Source organism: Methylobacterium sp. 1030 (genome assembly GCF_040544715.1).
GTDB lineage: Bacteria > Pseudomonadota > Alphaproteobacteria > Rhizobiales > Beijerinckiaceae > Methylobacterium.
In genome coordinates, this window is record NZ_JBEPKM010000020.1 from 77,341 (window position 1) to 96,051 (window position 18,711).

The 18,711-nt window shown below is 74.3% G+C and carries 21 protein-coding genes; 13 read left to right on the top strand and 8 right to left on the bottom strand.

The window, feature by feature from the left end; translation table 11 throughout:
- Nucleotides 1-45: 45 nt before the first annotated feature.
- Entirely contained in the window at nt 46-774 is a 729-nt protein-coding gene (msrA, locus tag ABIC30_RS25425) for a peptide-methionine (S)-S-oxide reductase MsrA (RefSeq protein WP_020095226.1), read from the top strand.
- Between the two features lie 147 nt (nt 775-921).
- Here the strand turns inward: msrA and ABIC30_RS25430 are convergent, their stop codons facing one another.
- Together ABIC30_RS25430 and ABIC30_RS25435 are read right to left on the bottom strand one after the other, a co-directional pair.
- The gene (locus ABIC30_RS25430; RefSeq protein WP_042673722.1) at nt 922-1,881 is read right to left on the bottom strand and encodes a prephenate/arogenate dehydrogenase family protein; all 960 of its coding nucleotides are present in this window, start codon (nt 1,879-1,881) and stop codon (nt 922-924) included.
- Complete coding sequence (locus tag ABIC30_RS25435) at nt 1,874-2,989, bottom strand: pyridoxal phosphate-dependent aminotransferase (RefSeq protein ID WP_020095224.1); 1,116 nt, start codon at nt 2,987-2,989, stop codon at nt 1,874-1,876. The genes ABIC30_RS25430 and ABIC30_RS25435 overlap by 8 nt, the downstream gene beginning before the upstream one ends.
- Before the next feature lie 191 nt (nt 2,990-3,180).
- Between ABIC30_RS25435 and ABIC30_RS25440 the strand changes: the two genes are divergently transcribed.
- The 7 genes from ABIC30_RS25440 to cysC all read left to right on the top strand — a co-directional run bounded on the left by ABIC30_RS25440 (nt 3,181) and on the right by cysC (nt 8,527).
- A complete protein-coding gene (locus ABIC30_RS25440) occupies nt 3,181-3,474 on the top strand; it encodes a hypothetical protein (protein WP_026605255.1) in 294 nt (97 codons plus the stop codon).
- Nucleotides 3,475-3,645: 171 nt separating this feature from the next.
- On the top strand, nt 3,646-3,813 hold the full coding sequence (locus tag ABIC30_RS25445) for a hypothetical protein (protein WP_020095222.1): 168 nt from the start codon (nt 3,646-3,648) through the stop codon (nt 3,811-3,813).
- 121 nt (nt 3,814-3,934) lie between these two features.
- Nucleotides 3,935-4,114: a hypothetical protein gene (locus ABIC30_RS25450; RefSeq protein ID WP_020095221.1), complete on the top strand. Its 180-nt coding sequence runs from the start codon at nt 3,935-3,937 to the stop codon at nt 4,112-4,114.
- A 162-nt stretch (nt 4,115-4,276) separates the two neighbouring features.
- Entirely contained in the window at nt 4,277-5,482 is a 1,206-nt protein-coding gene (gene metX, locus ABIC30_RS25455) for a homoserine O-acetyltransferase MetX (protein ID WP_020095220.1), read from the top strand.
- Nucleotides 5,483-5,511: 29 nt separating this feature from the next.
- On the top strand, nt 5,512-6,231 hold the full coding sequence (metW, locus tag ABIC30_RS25460; RefSeq protein ID WP_051123778.1) for a methionine biosynthesis protein MetW: 720 nt from the start codon (nt 5,512-5,514) through the stop codon (nt 6,229-6,231).
- A gap of 435 nt (nt 6,232-6,666) precedes the next feature.
- Nucleotides 6,667-7,788 (top strand): hypothetical protein, encoded by a 1,122-nt coding sequence (locus tag ABIC30_RS25465; protein ID WP_020095218.1) that lies wholly within the window; start codon nt 6,667-6,669, stop codon nt 7,786-7,788.
- Between the two features lie 79 nt (nt 7,789-7,867).
- Nucleotides 7,868-8,527 (top strand): adenylyl-sulfate kinase, encoded by a 660-nt coding sequence (gene cysC, locus ABIC30_RS25470; protein WP_020095217.1) that lies wholly within the window; start codon nt 7,868-7,870, stop codon nt 8,525-8,527.
- A 184-nt stretch (nt 8,528-8,711) separates the two neighbouring features.
- On the opposite strand, the gene ABIC30_RS25475 is transcribed toward cysC, so the two are convergent.
- Genes ABIC30_RS25475 through ABIC30_RS25485 form a run of 3 tightly spaced genes read right to left on the bottom strand, consistent with a single transcriptional unit; the run spans nt 8,712 to nt 11,059 of the window.
- On the bottom strand, nt 8,712-10,067 hold the full coding sequence (locus ABIC30_RS25475; RefSeq protein WP_020095216.1) for a sensor histidine kinase: 1,356 nt from the start codon (nt 10,065-10,067) through the stop codon (nt 8,712-8,714).
- Nucleotides 10,064-10,732, bottom strand: a complete 669-nt coding sequence (locus ABIC30_RS25480; RefSeq protein WP_020095215.1) for a response regulator transcription factor — start codon at nt 10,730-10,732, stop codon at nt 10,064-10,066. The genes ABIC30_RS25475 and ABIC30_RS25480 overlap by 4 nt, the downstream gene beginning before the upstream one ends.
- 12 nt (nt 10,733-10,744) lie before the next feature.
- Nucleotides 10,745-11,059, bottom strand: coding sequence for a PepSY domain-containing protein (locus ABIC30_RS25485; RefSeq protein WP_020095214.1), 315 nt, complete (start codon nt 11,057-11,059; stop codon nt 10,745-10,747).
- A 112-nt stretch (nt 11,060-11,171) separates the two neighbouring features.
- Between ABIC30_RS25485 and ABIC30_RS25490 the strand changes: the two genes are divergently transcribed.
- Both ABIC30_RS25490 and ABIC30_RS25495 read left to right on the top strand, forming a co-directional pair.
- Nucleotides 11,172-11,750 (top strand): thermonuclease family protein, encoded by a 579-nt coding sequence (locus ABIC30_RS25490; protein WP_020095213.1) that lies wholly within the window; start codon nt 11,172-11,174, stop codon nt 11,748-11,750.
- Between the two features lie 85 nt (nt 11,751-11,835).
- A complete protein-coding gene (locus ABIC30_RS25495) occupies nt 11,836-12,084 on the top strand; it encodes a hypothetical protein (RefSeq protein WP_020095212.1) in 249 nt (82 codons plus the stop codon).
- Nucleotides 12,085-12,143: 59 nt separating this feature from the next.
- Here the strand turns inward: ABIC30_RS25495 and ABIC30_RS25500 are convergent, their stop codons facing one another.
- Nucleotides 12,144-13,130: a catalase family peroxidase gene (locus ABIC30_RS25500; RefSeq protein WP_020095211.1), complete on the bottom strand. Its 987-nt coding sequence runs from the start codon at nt 13,128-13,130 to the stop codon at nt 12,144-12,146.
- Between the two features lie 197 nt (nt 13,131-13,327).
- On the bottom strand, nt 13,328-15,676 hold the full coding sequence (locus ABIC30_RS25505; RefSeq protein WP_020095210.1) for a transglycosylase SLT domain-containing protein: 2,349 nt from the start codon (nt 15,674-15,676) through the stop codon (nt 13,328-13,330).
- A gap of 200 nt (nt 15,677-15,876) precedes the next feature.
- Here ABIC30_RS25505 and dapA point away from each other — a divergent pair, with 200 nt between their 5' ends.
- The 3 genes from dapA (at nt 15,877) to ABIC30_RS25520 (ending at nt 18,055) form a co-directional block, all read left to right on the top strand.
- Nucleotides 15,877-16,776: a 4-hydroxy-tetrahydrodipicolinate synthase gene (dapA, locus tag ABIC30_RS25510; protein ID WP_020095209.1), complete on the top strand. Its 900-nt coding sequence runs from the start codon at nt 15,877-15,879 to the stop codon at nt 16,774-16,776.
- Between the two features lie 15 nt (nt 16,777-16,791).
- Nucleotides 16,792-17,265 (top strand): SsrA-binding protein SmpB, encoded by a 474-nt coding sequence (smpB, locus tag ABIC30_RS25515; protein ID WP_020095208.1) that lies wholly within the window; start codon nt 16,792-16,794, stop codon nt 17,263-17,265.
- A gap of 220 nt (nt 17,266-17,485) precedes the next feature.
- Complete coding sequence (locus ABIC30_RS25520; RefSeq protein WP_020095207.1) at nt 17,486-18,055, top strand: peroxiredoxin; 570 nt, start codon at nt 17,486-17,488, stop codon at nt 18,053-18,055.
- 4 nt (nt 18,056-18,059) lie between these two features.
- On the opposite strand, the gene ABIC30_RS25525 is transcribed toward ABIC30_RS25520, so the two are convergent.
- On the bottom strand, nt 18,060-18,701 hold the full coding sequence (locus tag ABIC30_RS25525) for a LabA-like NYN domain-containing protein (RefSeq protein WP_020095206.1): 642 nt from the start codon (nt 18,699-18,701) through the stop codon (nt 18,060-18,062).
- Nucleotides 18,702-18,711 lie beyond the last annotated feature (10 nt).

Sequence of the window (18,711 nt, forward strand, 5' to 3'; positions counted from 1 at the left end):
GGCGCCGGCGCGAACGGGCTGTCAGCATCCGGCAGGAGGTTGACCATGGCCCTTCGCGACACGTTCCGCACCCTCTCCCGCCCGGTCCTCGGGGCGGGGCTCGGGCTCGGGCTCGCGGGCGCCGTCCTGCTCCCCCGGCTCCCGGCCTTCGCCGAGGAGGCGCCCCGGCGCCTGCCGGAGGCCGTGACCCGCTCCGCCGAGCCGCCGGGGCCGCGCGTGGCCGTCTTCGCCGGCGGCTGCTTCTGGGGCGTGCAGGGGGTGTTCCAGCACGTGCGCGGGGTGAGCGGCGCGGTGTCGGGCTACGCCGGCGGCACCCGCGCGGAGGCCGATTACCGCACCGTGAGCGGCGGCGGGACCGGCCACGCCGAGGCCGTGTCGGTCACCTACGACCCGTCGGTCATCCGCTACGACGAGCTGCTGCGGATCTTCTTCTCGGTGGCCCTCGACCCGACCCAGGTGGATCGCCAGGGACCCGATGCCGGGCGCCAGTACCGCTCGGCCCTGTTCCCGCAGGACGCCGACCAGGCGCGGGTGGCCGGGGCCTACATCGCCCAGCTCGACGCGGCCCAGGCCTACGCGCGGCCGGTCGCCACCCGGATCGAGCCGGGCGCCGCGTTCTACCCGGCGGAAGGCTACCACCAGGACTTCATGGCCCTGCACCCCGGCCACCCGTACATCGCCGCCAACGACGCGCCGAAGCTCGAGGCCCTGAAGCAGCTGTTCCCGGAGCGGACGGCCGCGCAGCCGGTGCTGGTCAACCGCCCGCCGGCTTGAGCGCTCCCCGTCATCGCGAGCGCAGCGAAGCGACCCAGGGCAGCGCGACATCCCCCACAGCGTAGAGCCACCCTGGATTGCTTCGCTGCGCTCGCAAAGACGGCGCTGAGGGACCCAGTCCGTGTGAGGGTCGGTCCGCTGCCTTCCCTATTCCTCCGGCGGACGCGGCCGGCCGAAATCCGGGGCCGCGGTCTCCTGGCCCTGCGCCACGATGCTGCGCCGGATCGCCCGGGTGCGGGTGAACATCGCGTGGAGCGCGTCGCCGTCGCCCCAGCGCACCGCCTTGGCGAGCGCCGACAGGTCCTCGTTGAACCGGCCGAGCATCTCCAGCACCGCCTCGCGGTTGTTGAGGAAGATGTCCCGCCACATGGTCGGGTCCGACGCCGCGATGCGGGTGAAGTCGCGGAACCCGCTCGCCGAGAACTTGATCACCTCGGACTGCGTCGCCGCCTCGAGGTCGGCCGCGGTGCCGACGATGTTGTAGGCGATCAGGTGCGGCAGGTGGCTGGTGATGGCGAGCACGTGGTCGTGGTGCTCGGCGCTCATCGTCTCGACGTCGGCGCCCATCCCCGCCCACAGGGCGCGGACGGTCTCGATCGCCGCCGGATCGGTGCCCTCGGGCGGGGTCAGGATGCACCAGCGGCCCTGGAACAGGGTCGCGAAGCCCGCGTCCGGCCCCGAGAACTCGGTCCCGGCGATCGGGTGCCCGGGGACCAGCGCGACGCCCTCGGGCAGGTGCGGCCGGACCGCCGCCACCACGGCGCCCTTCACCGAGCCGACATCCGACACGATCGCGCCGGGCTTGAGATGCGGCGCCATCTCGGCCGCCGCCGCCCCGATCGCGCCCACCGGCACGCACAGGATGACGAGGTCGGTGCCGGCGGCGCCCTCCGCCGGGTCGCCCGTGACGACGTCGGCGATGCCGAGCTCGCGCACCCGGGCGCGCACGGCCGCGTCGCGGTCCACCGCCACGATGGTCCGGGCGAGGCCGTAGCGGCGCGCCGCCCGGGCGATCGAGGAGCCGATCAGCCCGAGGCCGACGATGGCGAGGCGGCCGATAGCGGGCGCCTCGGTCCCGGGCGCCCCGGCCACGGACGTCTCAGCCATGCCGGCCCCGCACGAAGTCGCCGAGCGCGGCCAGGAAGGCTTTGTTCGCCTCGGCCCCGGCGACCGTCACCCGCAGGGCGTTGGGCAGGCCGTAGGCGGTGACCCGCCGGGTGATGAGGCCGCGCTCGGTCAGGAACGCGTCCGCGTCCTCCGCCGAGCGGCCCGGCGCGTCGGGGAAGTGGATCAGCAGGAAGTTCGCGACGCTCGGCGTGACCTCCAGGCCGAGCGCGCGGGCGCCCTCGGTGAGCTTCGGCAGCCACTCGGCATTGTGGGCGGCGGCGGCAGCCATGTGCGCCTCGTCGGCGATGGCGGCCGAGCCCGCGGCGATCGCCGGGCCCGAGACGTTGAACGGGCCCCGGATCCGGTTGACCGCGTCCGCCACGTGCGCCGGCGCGACCATCCAGCCGATCCGCACGGAGGCGAGGCCGTGGATCTTCGAGAAGGTGCGGGTCATCACGACGTTCTCGGCCTCGAGGGCCAGCTCGAGCCCGGCCGAGTAGTCGTTCGCGCGGACGTACTCGGCGTAGGCGCCGTCGATCACCAGCAGCACGTGCGGCGGCAGGCCGGCGTGGAGGCGGCGGATCTCGTCGAAGGGCAGGTAGGTGCCGGTCGGGTTGTTGGGGTTCGTGACGTAGACGATCCGGGTCCGGTCGGTGACCCGGGCCAGGATCGCGTCGACGTCGACGGTGAGGTCGCGCTCGGGCGCGACCACGGGCTCGCCGCCCGAGGCCAGGATGGCGATCCGGTAGACGAGGAATCCGTGCTCCGAGTAGATCCCCTCGGTGCCCGGCCCGCCATACGCGTAGGCCAGCAGCGACAGGAGCTCGTCCGAGCCCGCGCCGCAGACGATCCGCTCGGGGTCGAGCCCGTAGCGCCGGGCGATGGCGGTGCGCAGCACCGTGGCGCGCCCGTCCGGGTAGGTCTCGAGCTTGGAAGTCGCCGCGTGGAGGGCGGCCAGCGCCGCCGGGCTCGGGCCGAGGGGCGTCTCGTTGGAGGACAGCTTGTAGACCTTGCCGCCCCCGGGCCGCCCGCTCTTGCCGGGCACGTAGGTGTCGATCGCCAGGACGCCGGGACGCGGTTCCGGACGGGCGGGTCGGGGGGCGGACATTGCGGTGCGACTCGGGATGCGCGGGGTTCGGTCGGTTCCGCGCCCGTCTACAGCATTTCCTCGGCCGGTGAACCCGGGGCCGACTCCGGAGGTGGCGGCCCGACCCTGCCGGGGCGACTTGTCCGGCCCCACGGAGTCGTGCCTGTATGCCGGCGCTCCGCCGAAAGGCGCCCAACACGAAGGATCCCCGCATGCCCCTCGAACGCTACCTGGACGGCGGCGCCCACATCCTCCCCGCCGACGACTCGCTGATCCGCTTCGCCATGACGAACGGCCAGCGGGTGATCGCGGTCGAGGTCCCGGTTCCCGTGCTGCGCCAGCAGTTCGGCGGCGCCGACCTCGCCCCCCTGGAGCTGTTCGCCCGCAATCAGCCGGTGATCGAGGCCGCGGCGAGCCAGGCCTACGACCGCACCGAGACCCCCAACGACCTCCTCGATCTGGGCCCGGAGGATTTCGACACCCGGCCGGCCTCGGCCAGGACCTGATCGGCGGGACTTCATCGGCGGGACTTCAACCAGCGCGATCCATCCGGGGCGCCGCGGCAAATCGGCGACGCGCAAATGCCGCGGGGCACTCGCCACGTTTCGGCCTGTTGAACCGGGAGAACAGGGGCGCGTCGGGCGTGCCCCGACCCGCAACCCCTGGATGGATCGACGATGCCCGGTGACCTGATCCCCTGCAGCCTCTTCCTGATCGGGATCCTCGTTTCGGTCGCCGCGGATTGCCGCCTGCGGCGCGCCGAGGCGGCGCCCTGGGCCAACGGCTGCATCACGGCCGCCGGCGCCGCCCTGGTCTTCGCGGCCTGCGCGGCCGCCATGCGCTGAGGCGCCGGCTGAGGCGTCGGCGAGGAACCGTCAGACACCGGACGGACTTTCCCAGCGGCAACCGGGGGCGCGCCGAGACGCGCGGCGCCCCCGGTCGCGCGGCTGTCCGGGCGAGGTTCCCATGGTTTCGATGCAGGCCCTGATCGGCTGCGGTCTCGTGCTCGCCGGCATGCTGATCGAGAGCGCGGCGAGCCGGCACTGGCGGGCGGGCGTCCGCGCGGACCGTCTGGATGCCCGGGCCGCCCTCGCGCTCGGCCTGCCCGCCCTGGGGCTCGCCGTGATGGCCGCCCCGATCGCGTGAGCGACCCGACCGGGCCTGACCGTCCGGCCCGCCCGCGTTGACGCTCGGCCCCCCGCGCATTACCTCGGCGGGGCTGGCCGCGTCGGGCGAGTGCGGCGCGTCAGGCGATCCCGTGCTCTCCCGGTTCGGATCCGAACCGATACACGGTCGTCAAGACCCGCCATGGACACCCAAACGGACACGGCCCTGAGGCCGGACCCGATCGACGAGCCGGCGCGGCGCGCGTCCGAGCGCTCGCAGGCGCTCGACCCGAGGAGCCCGGTGGCGCGCTTCGCCGCCGACACGCCCCTGCTCACCGACGCGGGCGTCGAGCTCGCGCCCTTCCAGATCGCCTACCAGACCGCCGGCACGCTCAACGCCGCGCGCTCGAACGCGGTCCTGATCTGCCACGCGCTGACCGGCGACCAGTACTTCGCCCACACCCACCCGGTGACCGGCAAGCCCGGCTGGTGGGAGACGCTGGTCGGCCCCGGCAAGCCGATCGACACGGACCGCTACTTCGTCGTCTGCTCGAACGTCATCGGCTCGTGCATGGGCTCCACCGGCCCGGCCTCGATCGACCCGGCGACGGGGCGGCCCTACGGGCTGAACTTCCCGCTGGTGACGATCCGCGACATGGTCCGGGCCCAGGCAATGCTGCTGGAGCATCTCGGCATCCGGGACCTGTTCCTGTGCATCGGCGGCTCGATGGGCGGGATGCAGGTGCTGCAATGGGCGGCGCTCTATCCCGAGCGCGTCTTCGCCGCGATGCCGATCGCCACCGGCGCCCGCCACTCGGCGCAGAACATCGCCTTCCACGAGGTCGGCCGGCAGGCGATCATGGCCGACCCCGCCTGGGCGGACGGGCGCTACCTCGAGGCGGGCACCCGGCCCGCCAAGGGGCTCGGCGTCGCCCGGATGGGCGCGCACATCACCTACCTGTCCGAGCCGGCGCTGCACCGGAAGTTCGGCCGGCGCTTCCAGGGCGGCACGGCGCCGACCTTCTCGTTCAACGCCGATTTCCAGATCGAGAGCTACCTGCGCCACCAGGGCCTGAGCTTCGTCGAGCGGTTCGACGCCAACGCTTACCTCTACCTGACCCGGGCGATGGACTATTTCGACCTCGCCGAGGACCACGGCGGCGTGCTCGCCAACGCCTTCCGGGGCACCAAGACCCGCTTCTGCGTGATCTCGTTCACCTCGGACTGGCTGTTCCCGACCCGCGACTCCCGGGCGATCGTCCACGCGCTCAACGCCGCTGCGGCGCCGGTGGCCTTCGTGGAGGTCGAGAGCGACAAGGGCCACGACGCCTTCCTGCTCGACGAGCCGGCGATGTTCTCCGCGGCCCGCGGCTTCATCGACGCCGCCGCCCGGGCGCGCGGGCTGTGACGCGGATGGCGAGCGGCGGGCCCGGCAAGATGACCTTCGGCAAGCTGCCCCTGGGCAAGATCTCCTTGGGCAAGGTCCGCCACGGCGCCCCCTGGGAGGGCGCGGACGCCCTGCCCCACGCGGCCGAGGGCGGCGGCGCCCGCGTCGACCACCTCGTCGTGCTCGGCCTCGTCCCGGCCGGCGCCCGGGTGCTCGACATCGGCTGCGGCGACGGCTCGCTGCTGGCGCTGCTGCGCGACCGCCGCGCCATCGACGGGCGCGGGATCGAGCTGTCCCGCGAGGGCGTGAACGCCTGCCTCGCCCGGGGCCTGTCGGTGATCCAGGGCGACGCCGACACCGACCTCGCCAACTACCCGGACGGGGCCTTCGACGTCGTGGTCCTGTCCCAGACCATCCAGGCGACCCGCAATCCCCGGGTGGTGCTGGAGCACCTGCTGCGCATCGGCCGGCAGGTGATCATCTCGTTCCCGAATTTCGGGCACTGGCGGGTGCGCTCCGAGCTGGCCTTCCGCGGGCGGATGCCGGTCACCGAGATCATGCCGGACGCGTGGTGGGAGACGCCCAACATCCACCACTGCACGATCCGCGACTTCGTCGGCCTGTGCCGCCTGATCGGCGCGCGGATCGAGCACGCCACGGCGCTGGACGCCCGCGGCCGGCCGATGCGGTTCTCCATGCCCTGGTGGGTCTGGAACCTGTTCGGCGCGCAGGGCGTGTTCCTGCTCCGGCGCGAGGATGCCGGGCCCTAGAACCGCTCCCGAGCAAGGCGAGGCGGTGGCGCGTCGAGCCCGTGCCGGACGAGGCGCGGGTCCCCTCTCCCGTGCGGGAGAGGGGGCGTGGCGCGGATGTCTCGACCGGGGTCGTCGTCCTTCCCAACCGTTGCAACACGATCGGAAGCGGCCCCAGCATCGCGCCGCTGTTGTCCGGCGCTCGAGGGTCGCCGCGCGGCGCTGTCTCTCCCGGGCGCACCCGCGGCGCCCCGGCCCGGCGATTCCGCAATCCGTCTGAAATAGAGCAGAAACGGAGCTTGGCTATTTCTGGTCGCGTTCCCGTGATCGGACCGTGATTACGGATTCGTCCGGCGTTCATCCCGAGACGTGCGCGTCCACGAGGGGTCGTGGACTGTGCCCGGCTGCGCGGAAGACTTGCCGCAACCGCGAATTCCAGCAGGGTCGACAGGACACGTGCGCCGCGCGATCGTTCACATCGGGATGCCCCGAACCGGCTCCACCGCGTTCCAGGAGGTGCTGGCCCGCCTGCGCCCCCGCCTCGCCGCGGCCGGGATCTGCTACCCGAACCTCGCCCCGCCGGGCGCCCCCGGCAGCGACGACGTCAACCACTACCGGCTCGGCCAGGCGCTGGACCGGCGCCGCGGCGCCGCGGAGCGCCGCGAGGCCCTCGCGCGGCTCGACGCGATCCTGGCCGCCACGCCGGCCGACACGGTCCTGCTCTCCTACGAGGACTTCTCCGTCCAGCGCCCGTTCTGGCGCGTTCCCGAGATCCTGTCCGACCTGTTCGCGCGCCGCGGCTTCGCCCTGGAGGCGGCGCTCGTGGTCAAGCCGCAGGCCGAGCAGCTGGCCTCGGCCTACGCCCTGCGGGCGCAGGTCGTCGCCGAGGGCCGCACGTTCCGCGGCTTCCTGCGTTCCGAGGGCGGGTCCCGGCGCTACGACTACGCGGACCGGCTCGAGCCCTGGCGCCGCGCCGCCGCGGGGCGCGTCACCGCCCTGCCGTACCGCGACCGGCGGTCCGACGCGCCGCTGCTGGCGCGGCTGGTCGACGGGCTCGGGCTGGGCGAGCGCCTCGCGCCGCTCCTCGGCCCGGCCGACCTCGCCTACCGTACCAACCGGAGTTCCGGGCCGGTCGCGGTCGAGGCGTCGCGCCGCCTGTACCGGCTCGGCGTGCACCGTCAGGTGACCGGGCATCGCCGGCTGCTCGGCCACGTCCTCGACGACTGGGCCTGGGCGCGGGGGCTCGACGCGGAGCGGTTCCGCGGCGCCGCCCCGGAGGGGCTGGCCCGCGTCGCGGCGCGCTACGCGGCCGGGAACGCGCGCTTCGCCGCCGCCTGCTGGGGGCAGAGCTGGGACGCGGTGATCGCGGCCGCGCCCGCCGCCCCGCCGAACGAGCTCGCCGCCGGGCCGGTCGCGCCCGAGACGGAGGCCGCGGTCGAGGCGCTGGTGCGGGCGGCGGCGGCGCGGGCCGCCTTCCGGTCCCCGCCCGCGTGGCGGCGGCGGACGGCCCACATCCTGGAGGAGTGCCGGGAGCGCCTCGGCGAGGCCGTCGGCTACCCGGTCTGGCGCGTGCCGTAGGGGCCCGCGCGTGTCGATGTCCGAGAACCGGCGGCCGCCCGCGCGGACGCCGCCCCAGGCGTGTGACCAGGCGGTGGATATGTGCGTCGTGCAGAAGATCCCGCAGACGGTTCCGGCCGGCCTCCCTCCGGGCCCCGTGACCTGGCACCCCCTCCAGGCGCGGGAGGCGCGCTGGGCGCGCCTCGGCCAGGTGCCGGTGATCGCGTGGCTGACCGGCCTGTCGGGGGCCGGGAAGTCGACGCTGGCGGCGGAGGCCGACCGGACCCTGGTGGCGGGCGGCCGGCACAGCGCCGTCCTCGACGGCGACAACCTGCGCCACGGGCTCAACGCCGACCTCGCCTTCTCGCCGGAGGACCGCGCCGAGAACGTCCGGCGCACCGCCGAGGTGGCGCGGCTGATGGCCGAGGCGGGGACGGTGGTGATCGTCTCGCTGATCTCGCCCTACCGGGCCGACCGGGCGCTGGCGCGCCGGATCGCCGGCGACATCCCGTTCCTGGAGGTGTTCGTCGACACGCCGCTGGGCCTGTGCGAGGCCCGGGACCCGAAGGGCCTCTACCGGCTGGCCCGCGCCGGCCGCATCCCGGGCTTCACCGGCATCTCGGCGCCCTACGAGGCGCCGGAGCGGCCGGACCTGACGATCGCCACCGAGGGCCGCGGCACCGCGGCCTGCGCCCGCGCCCTGAGCGCGCGGCTGATGCGGCTGAGCCGGGCGGGCGCGGGTGCGGAGCGGGGGCGGTGAGCGTGTGGTTCCCGACGCGCACACCGGGTCCTCCCAGCCATCCCCTCATCCTGAGGTGACCGCGAAGCGGGGCTCGAAGGAGGGGTCCAGCCGGCCGCGCGATCCCTGGAGCCCGCCTTCGAGGCCTGCGCTTCGCTCCAGCATCTCAGGATGAGGGCGCGAATTGGGAGGCGCCTGGCTCGCCCTACCCGCCCGGCCAGCGCAGCTCCGCTCGCAGGCCGCCCAGCGCCGAGCGGCCGAAATCGAGCCGGGCGCCGGCGGCCTCGGCGACGTCGCGGGCGATGGCGATGCCGAACCCGGTGCCCGGCCGGCTCTCGTCCCAGCGCTGGCCGCGCCCGATCCCCGCGATGGCCGCGGCGCTCATGCCGGGGCCGTCATCCTCGACGGCGAGGCCCGGCTGGCCGGCGTCCGTCCCGGCTTCCGTCCCGGTGATCCGGACCCGCCGGTGCGCCCACTTCCGGGCATTGTCGAGGAGGTTGCCCAGCACCTCCATCAGCTCGCCCTCCTCGCCCGGATAGGCGAGGGTCCCGGGCACCGCCACGGCCCAGTCGAGGGACCCGCCCTCCGGCAGCCGCCGCAGGGTCGCGACGAGGCGTTCCGCCACCGGGGCGACCGGGCAGGACCGCCGCCGCAGGTCGCCCCCGGCCGCGACCCGCGCCCGGGCCAGCGCCCGCTCCACCTGCCCGCCCATGGCCCGCGCCTGCTCGGCGATCTCGGCCGCCAGCGCCGGGTCGGCCGACCCGGTCCGGCGCGCCAGCGCGTCCAGCACCGCCAGCGGCGTCTTGAGGCCGTGGGCCATGTCGGCGGCGGCGTCGCGGGCGCGGATCAGGGCGCGCTCCTGCGCGTCGAGCAGCCGGTTGAGATCGGTGACCAGCGGCCGGACCTCGTCGGGGAACTGCTCCGGAAGCCGCGCCCGCCGCCCGGCATGGACCGCCAGGAGCTCCGCCTGCAGCACCCGGAACGGGCCGAGCGCCCGGTGCACGAACAGGCCCATCGCCAGGGTCAGGACGACGAACAGGGCGACGAGCGCCGGGACGAGCAGGCGCAGGAACGTGGTCCGGCTCGCCGCGAGGCCGCGCCGGTCCTCCGCCACCGCGACCCGCAGCGCGGTCTCGGCGCCCGGCGCGCCGATCTGCAGCGGCCGCACCACCGCGATGAGCCGGCCGCCGTCGGGCCCGGTCGTGTCGAGGGTCGCGGGGGCCTGCGCGCCCGCCCCGGCCGGTCCCAGATCGAGGCTCCTGTCCCAGAGGGAGCGCGAGCGCAGCGCGCGCGATCCCGCCTCGACCTGCCAGTACAGGCCGCCGTAGGGCGTGGCGAAGCGCGGGTCCGGCAGGTCCCGGGACAGGGTCGGCGTCCCGTCCGGCGCGAGGCCCACCCGGCCGGCGATGAGCTTGGCGGTCCGGTCCAGATCCGCGACGGTGCGGGCGTCGAGCACCCGGTCGAGGATCACCGTGAGGCCGATCCCGGCGAGCACCAGCGCCAGCGCGATCAGCGCGGCCGCCGCGAGGCCGAGCCGCAGGCGGAGGGAGTCGCGCCTCACGGTCCGTCCGGTCCGGCAATCAGGTAGCCCTGGCCGCGGCGGGTCTCGATCACCCCCGGCCCGATCTTGCGCCGCAGGCGCGTCAGGAGCGCCTCCAGGGCGTTGGCCTCGCGCTCGGTCCCGACGCCGTGAAGGTGGTCGAGCAGCTCGCCCGCCGGCACGACCTGCCCCTGCCGGTGCAGCAGGAAGGCCAGCAGCCGGTATTCCAGGGCGGTCAGCTCCGTGGGCCTGCCGTCGACGCTGACCGCGCGGGTGCGGGTGTCGAGCTCGACCGTGCCGGCGCGCAGCACCGGCGCGGCGTGGCCGGCGGTGCGCCGCAGGATCGCCCGCAGCCGCGCGACCAGCTCCTCCATGCGGAACGGCTTGGCGAGGTAGTCGTCGGCGCCGGCGTCGATGCCCTCGACGCGCTCGCGCCAGCCGTCGCGGGCGGTCAGGATCAGGACAGGCAGGGTGATGTCGGCGGCGCGCAGGCGGCGCAGCACGCCGAGCCCGTCGAGGCGCGGCAGGCCGAGATCCAGCACCATGGCGTCGTACGTCTCGGTCTCGGCGCGGAACCACGCCGCCTCGCCGTCCGCCACCACGTCGGCGACGTAGCCGGCCCTCTCCAGGCCCTGCCGGATGTCCGCCGCGATGCGCGGCTCGTCCTCGACGATCAGGACGCGCACGGGCCGGCCTCCTCAATCATCGTCGTCCTCGTCCAGGATCTTGAGCGTGCCGGCATCGACCTTCACGGTCCGGCGCTTCCCGTCGGGCCCGAGGATGCGCAGCTTGTACAGCCAGTGCCCGTCGTCGTGCTTGAGGTCGACCGACACGACGTCCCCCGGCACCGCCGCCCGGGCCGCCGCCAGCACCGCGTCGAGGGGGCGGATCTCGCCGCTCTCCAGGGCCCGGCGGGCCCGGTCGGCATCCTCGGAGGCGTGCAGGGGCCCGCCCGCGAGGGTGGCCAGCAGGCCGAGGGCGAGAACGAGGCGGCGGGGCGGGAACGGGCTCATGCGGGCGCAGGCTAGGCCGCGCCGCCTGACGGGACGCTGACAGCCGGCGTCAGGGTCGCGGGGCGGGGCTTCGGCACAAGGGCCGCCATAGCCCTTCCGGAGACCTGAGACCATGTCGCTCTACGTCGGTATCCTCCTCGCCTGCGCGGCCGGCCTCGCCGGCACCCTCCTCTGCCCGGACGACAGGGGCGACCGCTCGCGCCTGCCGCTCCTCGCCGCGCTCGTGGCGGGCGGCCTCGGCTGGCACGGCCCCGCGCGGGCCGGCGAGATCCTGCGCGGCCCCGCCCAGGTGATCGACGGCGGGACGCTGCGCGTCGGCGGACGGCCGGTGAGCCTGTTCGGGATCGCCGCGCCGGAGGCCGACGCGACCTGCGCGGACGCCCGGGACCGGCCCTACCCGTGCGGCCGCGACGCCGCCCGGGCGCTCGCCGACCGGATCGGCGGGGCGGCCGTCACCTGCGAGCCGCGGGGCGAGGCGGGCGCGGCGCTCTGCCGGGTCGGCGAGGCGGATCTCGGGGCCTGGATGGTGGCGCAGGGCCTCGCCCTGCCCGACCGGGACCTCGCGCCGGACTACGCGCCCGCGGCGGACCGGGCCTGGGGGCGCCGCCTCGGCCTGTGGTCGGGGGTGTTCCAGGATCCCGCCGAGCGGCGGGGCCGCCGCGCCGCCGCGGGCCTGCGCGCCGCCGGGTGACGCCCCGTCCTCACGGGAACGCTCCCGGGCGCGCCCGGTTGGACCGGAGAGCCCGCCCGGGCGGCGGTGGACCCGCGGAGGCCCCATGAGGATCCTGACCCGTACGACGCTGCTCGCCGTCCTCCTCGCCGGCGCGACGGGGACCGTTCACGCCGCCGAGGGCCGGGGCAAGGCCGGCCAGGATGCCGGCGCCCGCACGACCAGCATGGGCGCGGGCGGCCTCAGCGGCACCGGCGCCACCCGGGACGGCGCCCGCACGGGCCCGGTCGAGAGCAAGGGGCAGCCGGGCGGCGCGAAGCCGCCCTCCGCCCCGAAGGCCGGGACGGGCCGCTGATCCGCTCCGGCACCTCGGGATGAGGCGACGGGTCGGAGACTCCGTCCGGCCGGGCCGCGCTACTGCGAGCGGCGGCTGAACGAGACCGCGTAGGCCTGGACGCGGGCGTCGATCAGCGGGTCGTCCGAAACCTCGATCCCGTCGGTCAGGTTGTTCGGCATGAACAGCAGCGCCTTCTCGGCCTCGGCGCTGTCGGGCACGACCTTGCTCACCGTCACGGTGCCGAGATCGACCGTCTTCCGGTCGTCCGGCCAGGGCTTGGTGGCGTCGTTGGTGGGGTCACCCGGCTCGGCGAGCTGGGCCAGCATCCGGAACCTCGCCGGAGTCTTGGCGACCCGCGGGCCGATCTCGGCCATCAGGAAGTTCGGATCGCGCTTGGCCGCCTCCTCGGGGGCGAGGATCTCCTCGCCCTCCACCGGCACGAAGCGGAACCGGAACGGCTGCCGCTTGCCGGCCGCGTCCACCAGGATGAAGGCGTTGACGCCGTTGTAGGTCTGCCGTGCGAGGCTCGACGGGGTCCTGGCGGTCCCGCCCGCGGTGGCGGCGGCCGGGTGGGCGGCGGCGAAGCGCTCCAGCGCGGTCGGATGGGCCGCGTTCGGGCCGCTCTCGGCGGCGGCCTTCAGGAGGTCGCGGAACTCCTCGCCCGTGGCGACCGGGAAGTACTTCAGCGAGTTCGTGACGACGTCCATCTCGGAGCCGTCGCTCAGCTTGAACTTGAGGGCGAGGCCGTGCGGGTTGGCGTCGGCCGCGCCGTCCGGGATGGTCGGGACGCCGGTGGCGTCCGAGAACCGGATCGTCACCGGCACCGCCGGCCCCTGGAACAGGGAGGCCTTGCTGATCTTCGCCGCCTCGGGCGACGGGGTGAAGCTGCCCTCGGCGACCACGCCCTTGGCGTGGTTGGCCCGGGCGCCCGGATGCTTGCCGAACAGCGTGTTCATCACGTCGATCGTCTGCTCGGCGGTGGAGGCCTCCTGGGCCAGGGCCGGGGCGGCGGCCGCGAGCGCGGTGCTCAGCAGGAGGGCGAAACCCGATCTCGAACGCAGCATGGGAACCTCTCGGCAGCGCGGGCTCTCGGGAGCCGGTCAATGCGGACCGGACCATCTTCTAGGGAGCGAGGCAGCGAGGGCACAACCAAAAGCTATGCCGCGGCGGAGCTGGGGTGTGGGTTACGTCGCGGCGGCAGGCCGCAGATCGAGAACTTCGTCTCTGCTTCGCTCCGCTCGCAAAGACGGTGAGGAGCCCGCTACCGCGCGCCGCGGTGGAGGTCGCCCTCGATCAGCAGGGCGCTGCGGCTGTCGAGCCGCGAGCGGTAGACCTGCAGGTTCTCCATGACCCGCTGCACGTAGTTGCGCGTCTCCGTGAAGGGGATGCGCTCCACCCAGTCGATCACGTCGACGTCGCCCTTGCGCGGGTCGCCGTAGGCGTCGATCCACTTCTTCACGTTGCCGCCGCCCGCGTTGTAGGAGGCGAAGGCGAGCACGTAGGAGCCGCGCCAATCCTCCATCAGCTCGCCGAGATGGGCCTGGCCGAGCCTCGCGCAGTAGGCGGGATCGCTGGTCAGGCGGTCGACGTCGAAGGCGGTCGAGACCCGGCGGGCGGTGCGCTGGGCGGTGGCCGGCATCATCTGCATCAGCCCCCTGGCGCCGACGCCCGACTGGGCGCGCGGGTCGAACTGGCTCTCCTGGCGGGCGATGGCGTAGACCATGGCCCGCTCGACCTGCGGGACCGCCGTGAAGGTCTCGTAGGTGGGGATCCCGATCGTCGGGTAGGCGTGGGCGTCGAGCGGCAGGCCGCGCTGGACCGCGAGCTTGCCGATCGCCACCAGGGCGCGGGCGTCCTTCATGTCGGTGGCGAGGTCGCCGAGCGCCTGGAGCTCGCGCGGGTCCGAGAGGTCCCGGGCGGCGTCGATGTAGAGCGGCAGGGCCAGCTCCTTGATCCCGGCCTCGCCGAGCAGGCGCAGGGCGCGGATGGAGAGCCGCCCGTCGAAGGCCTGGCGCTCCGCGCCCTCGAGGTCGGCCGGCGCCCGCAGGGGCAGGCTGGTCTGGCCGAGCCGGGCCCGGGCCACCTGGCCGTAATAGGCGATCGGCTGCAGGGCGGCGCGCTCGTAGAAGCGCTTCGCCTCCTCCGACTGGCCGAGCGCCTCGGCCGCCCGTCCCTGCCAGTAGGCGGCCCGCGCCACCGAGATCGGGCTCTCGGCGATCGCCGCCACCCGGGCGAAATGCTGCGCGGCGGCGGCGGGATCGCCGGCGAAGCGGAGCGCGATCCAGCCGGCGTGGAACTCGGCCTCGATGCGCTTCTCGGGCGAGCGCGCCGCCGGCTGGCTCGCCACCGCGTAGGCGGTCTTGGCATCGCCGAGGTCGAGGAGCTTGCGCGCCACGATCCGGCGCTCGATCCACCACTCGTCGCCGTCGACCAGCACGTCCGGGTTGCTCGGCGCCGTCGCGAGCACGGCGGCGGCGGCTTCGGGCTTGTCGGCCCGGCGGAAATACTGCGCCCGGGAGAAGATGTAGGACGCGTCGCTGCGCAGCGACGGCGGCACCGCGGCGAGCGCGGAAGCGGCGCCGGAGGACTTGTCCTCCACGGCCCGGCGGGCGCGCACGAGGCTGGCATAGGCGCCGCCCGCGTAGCCGGCGGCCCGGCCGGCGCTCTCCCAGTCGTCCTTCAGGAGCGCCCGCTCCATCCGGTAGCGGTGGTCGACCCGGGTCAGCGCGTCCGGGAAGGCGTCGAGCACCTTCGCTTCCAGGCTCCGCCCGAAGCTCTCGGTGCGCCAGAGGTCTCGGACCATCTCGGCGGCGTCGGCGTCGCAGCCGTCGGCGCGCAGGGCCAGCGCCAAGGCGAACTTGCCCGGCGCGCTCACCGGCTTCGCCGTGGCGAAGTAGGCCCGGACCGTCGCGGGCGCCTTCTTCTCGGAGAGCAGCGCCTCCTCGGCCCGGCGGCGCAGCAGCGGGCCGGCCGGCCAGTCCGGATTGGCCCGGACGAAGGCCACGGTGCGGTTGAAGCCGATCCCGGCGCCCGCGCGGATCGCCACCCATTCGAGCAGCGCCTTCGCGGCCGGGTCGGTGAAGCCGTCGCGCATCCGGTCGCCGTCGGCGACGCGGCCCTTGCGGTAGAGGTCGATGGCGCCGCGCAGCAGCGTCGGGTCGGTGTCGCCGGAGATCTTCGGGCGCGCGGGATCCGGCACCTCGGGCACCGGGGCCGCCGGGGTGACCGCGGCGTCCGGCAGCGGGAAGGCCACCGGGGCGTCGGGGTCGGCGGAGGCGTAGGCCGAGGCCGCGGCCGGCAGCGTCCGGGCGGGCTCCTCGCCCTTGTCGTCGCCGCTCGAGGCGTGGACCGGATCGAGCTTCAGGGCGTCGGCCGCGACAGGGTCGCTCGCCTTCACGGCCTGCGCGCCCCGGACCTGGGCGGTCGAGAGGGCGGCGTCGCTCGCCGGCGGCGCGGGCTGCGTGGCCGGCGGCGTCGTGGGCGCGTCGATGCCGGCTTGGCCGGCTTGGCCGGCCGGGCCGGCGAGCGCCACGCCGACGGTGGCGACGAGCGCGGCGGCGGTGAGGGACGTGCGCTTCGGGGCCGGATGCGAGGCCGCGGGTCGGATCACGATTCCCCCCTACTGATCACCGGAGCGGGAAAGGTCGAGGATCGGTCCGTGACCATTAAGATCGCGTTAACCGTCCCCACGATCTGTTTGCGCGCCGTGACGCGACCGCCTATGTCTGCCGGTCCGTGCCCGTACGATGCGGACCACGCGCGGCGCCGAGACCGCCGAAATCCCAGCTGGGACCCTTTGGGACGCCTGAGATGACCGAGATGACCGGGAGCCGCCTGCGGGGCTCGCTCACCGCGCTTGTGACGCCCTTCCGCGACGGGGCCTTCGACGAGGCCGCCTTCCGGAAGTTCGTGCGCTGGCAGATCGAGCAGGGCAGCCACGGCCTCGTGCCCACCGGCACCACCGGCGAGAGCCCGACCCTGACCCATTCCGAGCACGACCGGGTGGTCGAGGCCTGCATCGACGAGGCGGGCGGGCGCGTGCCGGTCGTGGCGGGCGCGGGCTCCAACTCCACCGCCGAGGCGGTCGAGCGGGCGCAGCACGCCGAGCGCGCGGGCGCCGACGCCGTCCTGGTGGTGACGCCGTACTACAACAAGCCGACGCAGGCGGGCCTCTACGCCCACTTCAAGGCCGTCAACGACGCGGTCGGCATCCCGATCATCATCTACAACATCCCGCCGCGCTCCGTCGTCGACATGAGCGTCGAGACGATGGCCCGGCTCTTCGAGCTGAAGAACATCGCCGGCGTGAAGGACGCGACCGCCAAGATCGACCGCGTCAGCCAGCAGCGTCAGGCCATGGGCGCGAGCTTCGTCCAGCTTTCGGGCGAAGATGCGACGGCGCTCGGCTACAACGCCCACGGCGGCCACGGCTGCATCTCGGTGGTGGCGAACGTCGCCCCGCGCCTCTGCGCCGACCTACAGGAAGCGACGCTCGCGGGCGACTACGCCAAGGCGCTGGCCCTCCAGGACAGGCTGTTCCCCCTGCAGACCGGCCTGTTCGCCGAGGCTAACCCGGCGCCGGTGAAGTACGCGCTGTCGCGGCTCGGCCACATGACCGACGAGCTGCGCCTGCCGCTGGTGCCGGTGACCGAGCCCACCAAGCGCATCGTCGACGACGCCCTGCGCCACGCCGGCCTGCTGGTCGACTGAGGGAAGTCACGCATCATGGCCCCGAAACCGGAGCCCAGTCGGCGCATCGTCGCCGACAACCGCGCCGCGCGCTATCACTACACGATCGAGGACACGCTCGAGGCCGGCATCGCGCTGACCGGCACCGAGGTGAAATCCCTGCGCGGCGGCAAGGCGACGATCGGCGAGGCCTATGCCGGACCCTCCGGCAACGACCTGATGCTGTTCAACGCCTACATCCCGGAATACCTGGAGGCGAACCGCTTCAACCACGACACCAAGCGCCCGCGCCGCCTGCTGCTGCACCGCCGCCAGATCAACAAGCTGATCGGCGCGACCCAGCGCCAGGGCTACACGGTGGTGCCGCTGAAGATCTACTTCAACGACAAAGGGCGGGCGAAGGTCGAGCTCGGCCTCGGCAAGGGCAAGCAGGCCCACGACAAGCGCGAGGCGGTCAAGGAGCGCGACTGGCAGCGCGACCGGGCGCGGCTGCTGCGCGACCGGGGCTGAGGCCGGGCCGTCATCGCGAGCGCAGCGAAGCGACCCAGGGCAGCGCGACGTCCGCGGGCGTGGTGCCGCTGGATTGCTTCGCTCCGCTCGCAAAGACGATCGTTCCTACAGGGGGCGCGCGCAGGCCGTGATGCGCTCGCCTTGCGCTGACCGCGCGATGTCACAAGATCCCGGATTAGCCGGTGCGGCGTCCCGAGCCTGCGATCCTGCGGAGCGACCCATGCCCTCCACCCACGATACCCTGCCCGACGACCTGCCGGTCCCCGTCGACGACGGCGCGGCCGATCACCTGCGCGGGATGCGCCTGCCCGACGTGGCGCTCACCGCCACCAACGGCCGCACGGTCTCGCTGGCGCGGCTGCCGGGCCGCACCGTGGCCTACGCCTACCCGCGCACCGGCGAGCCGGGCCAGCCGGGCCTGACGCCCGACTGGGACGCCATTCCCGGCGCCCGGGGCTGCACGCCGCAGGCCTGCGATTTCCGCGATCACCACGCCGCGCTGACGGCCCGAGGCGTCGCCCAGGTCTTCGGCCTCTCGACCCAGACGAGCGCCTACCAGCGGGAGGCGGCCGAGCGCCTGCGCCTGCCCTTCCCGCTGCTGGCCGATCCGCACCGGGCCTTCGCGATGGCGGCGCGCCTGCCCACCTTCGAGGCCGGCGGCCAGGTGCTGCTGCGCCGCCTCACCCTGGTGATCGACGACGGCGTCGTGAGCGAGCTGTTCTATCCGGTCTTCCCGCCGGACCGGAGCGCCAGGCAGGTCCTCGACTGGCTCGACGGGGGCAGCGCCTGAGGCGCTACTCCTCCTCGGCCTCCGGCTGGCGGATGCCGTAGCGGTTCTCCAGGCCCGGATTGGCCCTTCCCTCCCCGCGGTAGCGGGTCGGCGCCTCGCCGGAGGCCCGCGCCGGGCGCTCGCCGGGCTCGCGCCCGATCCGGCCCGCGAGGCTCGCGAGGTCGACGAACTCGTCGGCCTGCCGCCGCAACTCGTCGGAGATCATCGCCGGCTGGGTCTGGATCGTGGAGATCACCGTCACCTTCACGCCGCGCCGCTGCATCGCCTCGACGAGCGAGCGGAAATCGCCGTCGCCGGAGAACAGGATCATGTGGTCGATGTGCGGGCTGAGCTCGAGGGCGTCGATCGCCAGCTCGATGTCCATGTTGCCCTTGTACTTCCGCCGCCCCATCGAGTCCGTGAACTCCTTCACGGGCTTGGTCACGACGCGGTAGCCGTTGTAGTCGAGCCAGTCGATCAGCGGCCGGATCGAGGAGTATTCCTGATCCTCGATCATGGCCGTGTAGTAGAATGCCCGCAGGAGGTTCTCCCGCGACTGAAATTCCTTGAGCAGCTTCTTGTAGTCGATGTCGAAACCGAGGGCCTTGGTGGTGGCGTAGAGGTTGGCGCCGTCGATGAAGATGGCGCTGCGCTGGGTGACTGGCATGAACAGGTCA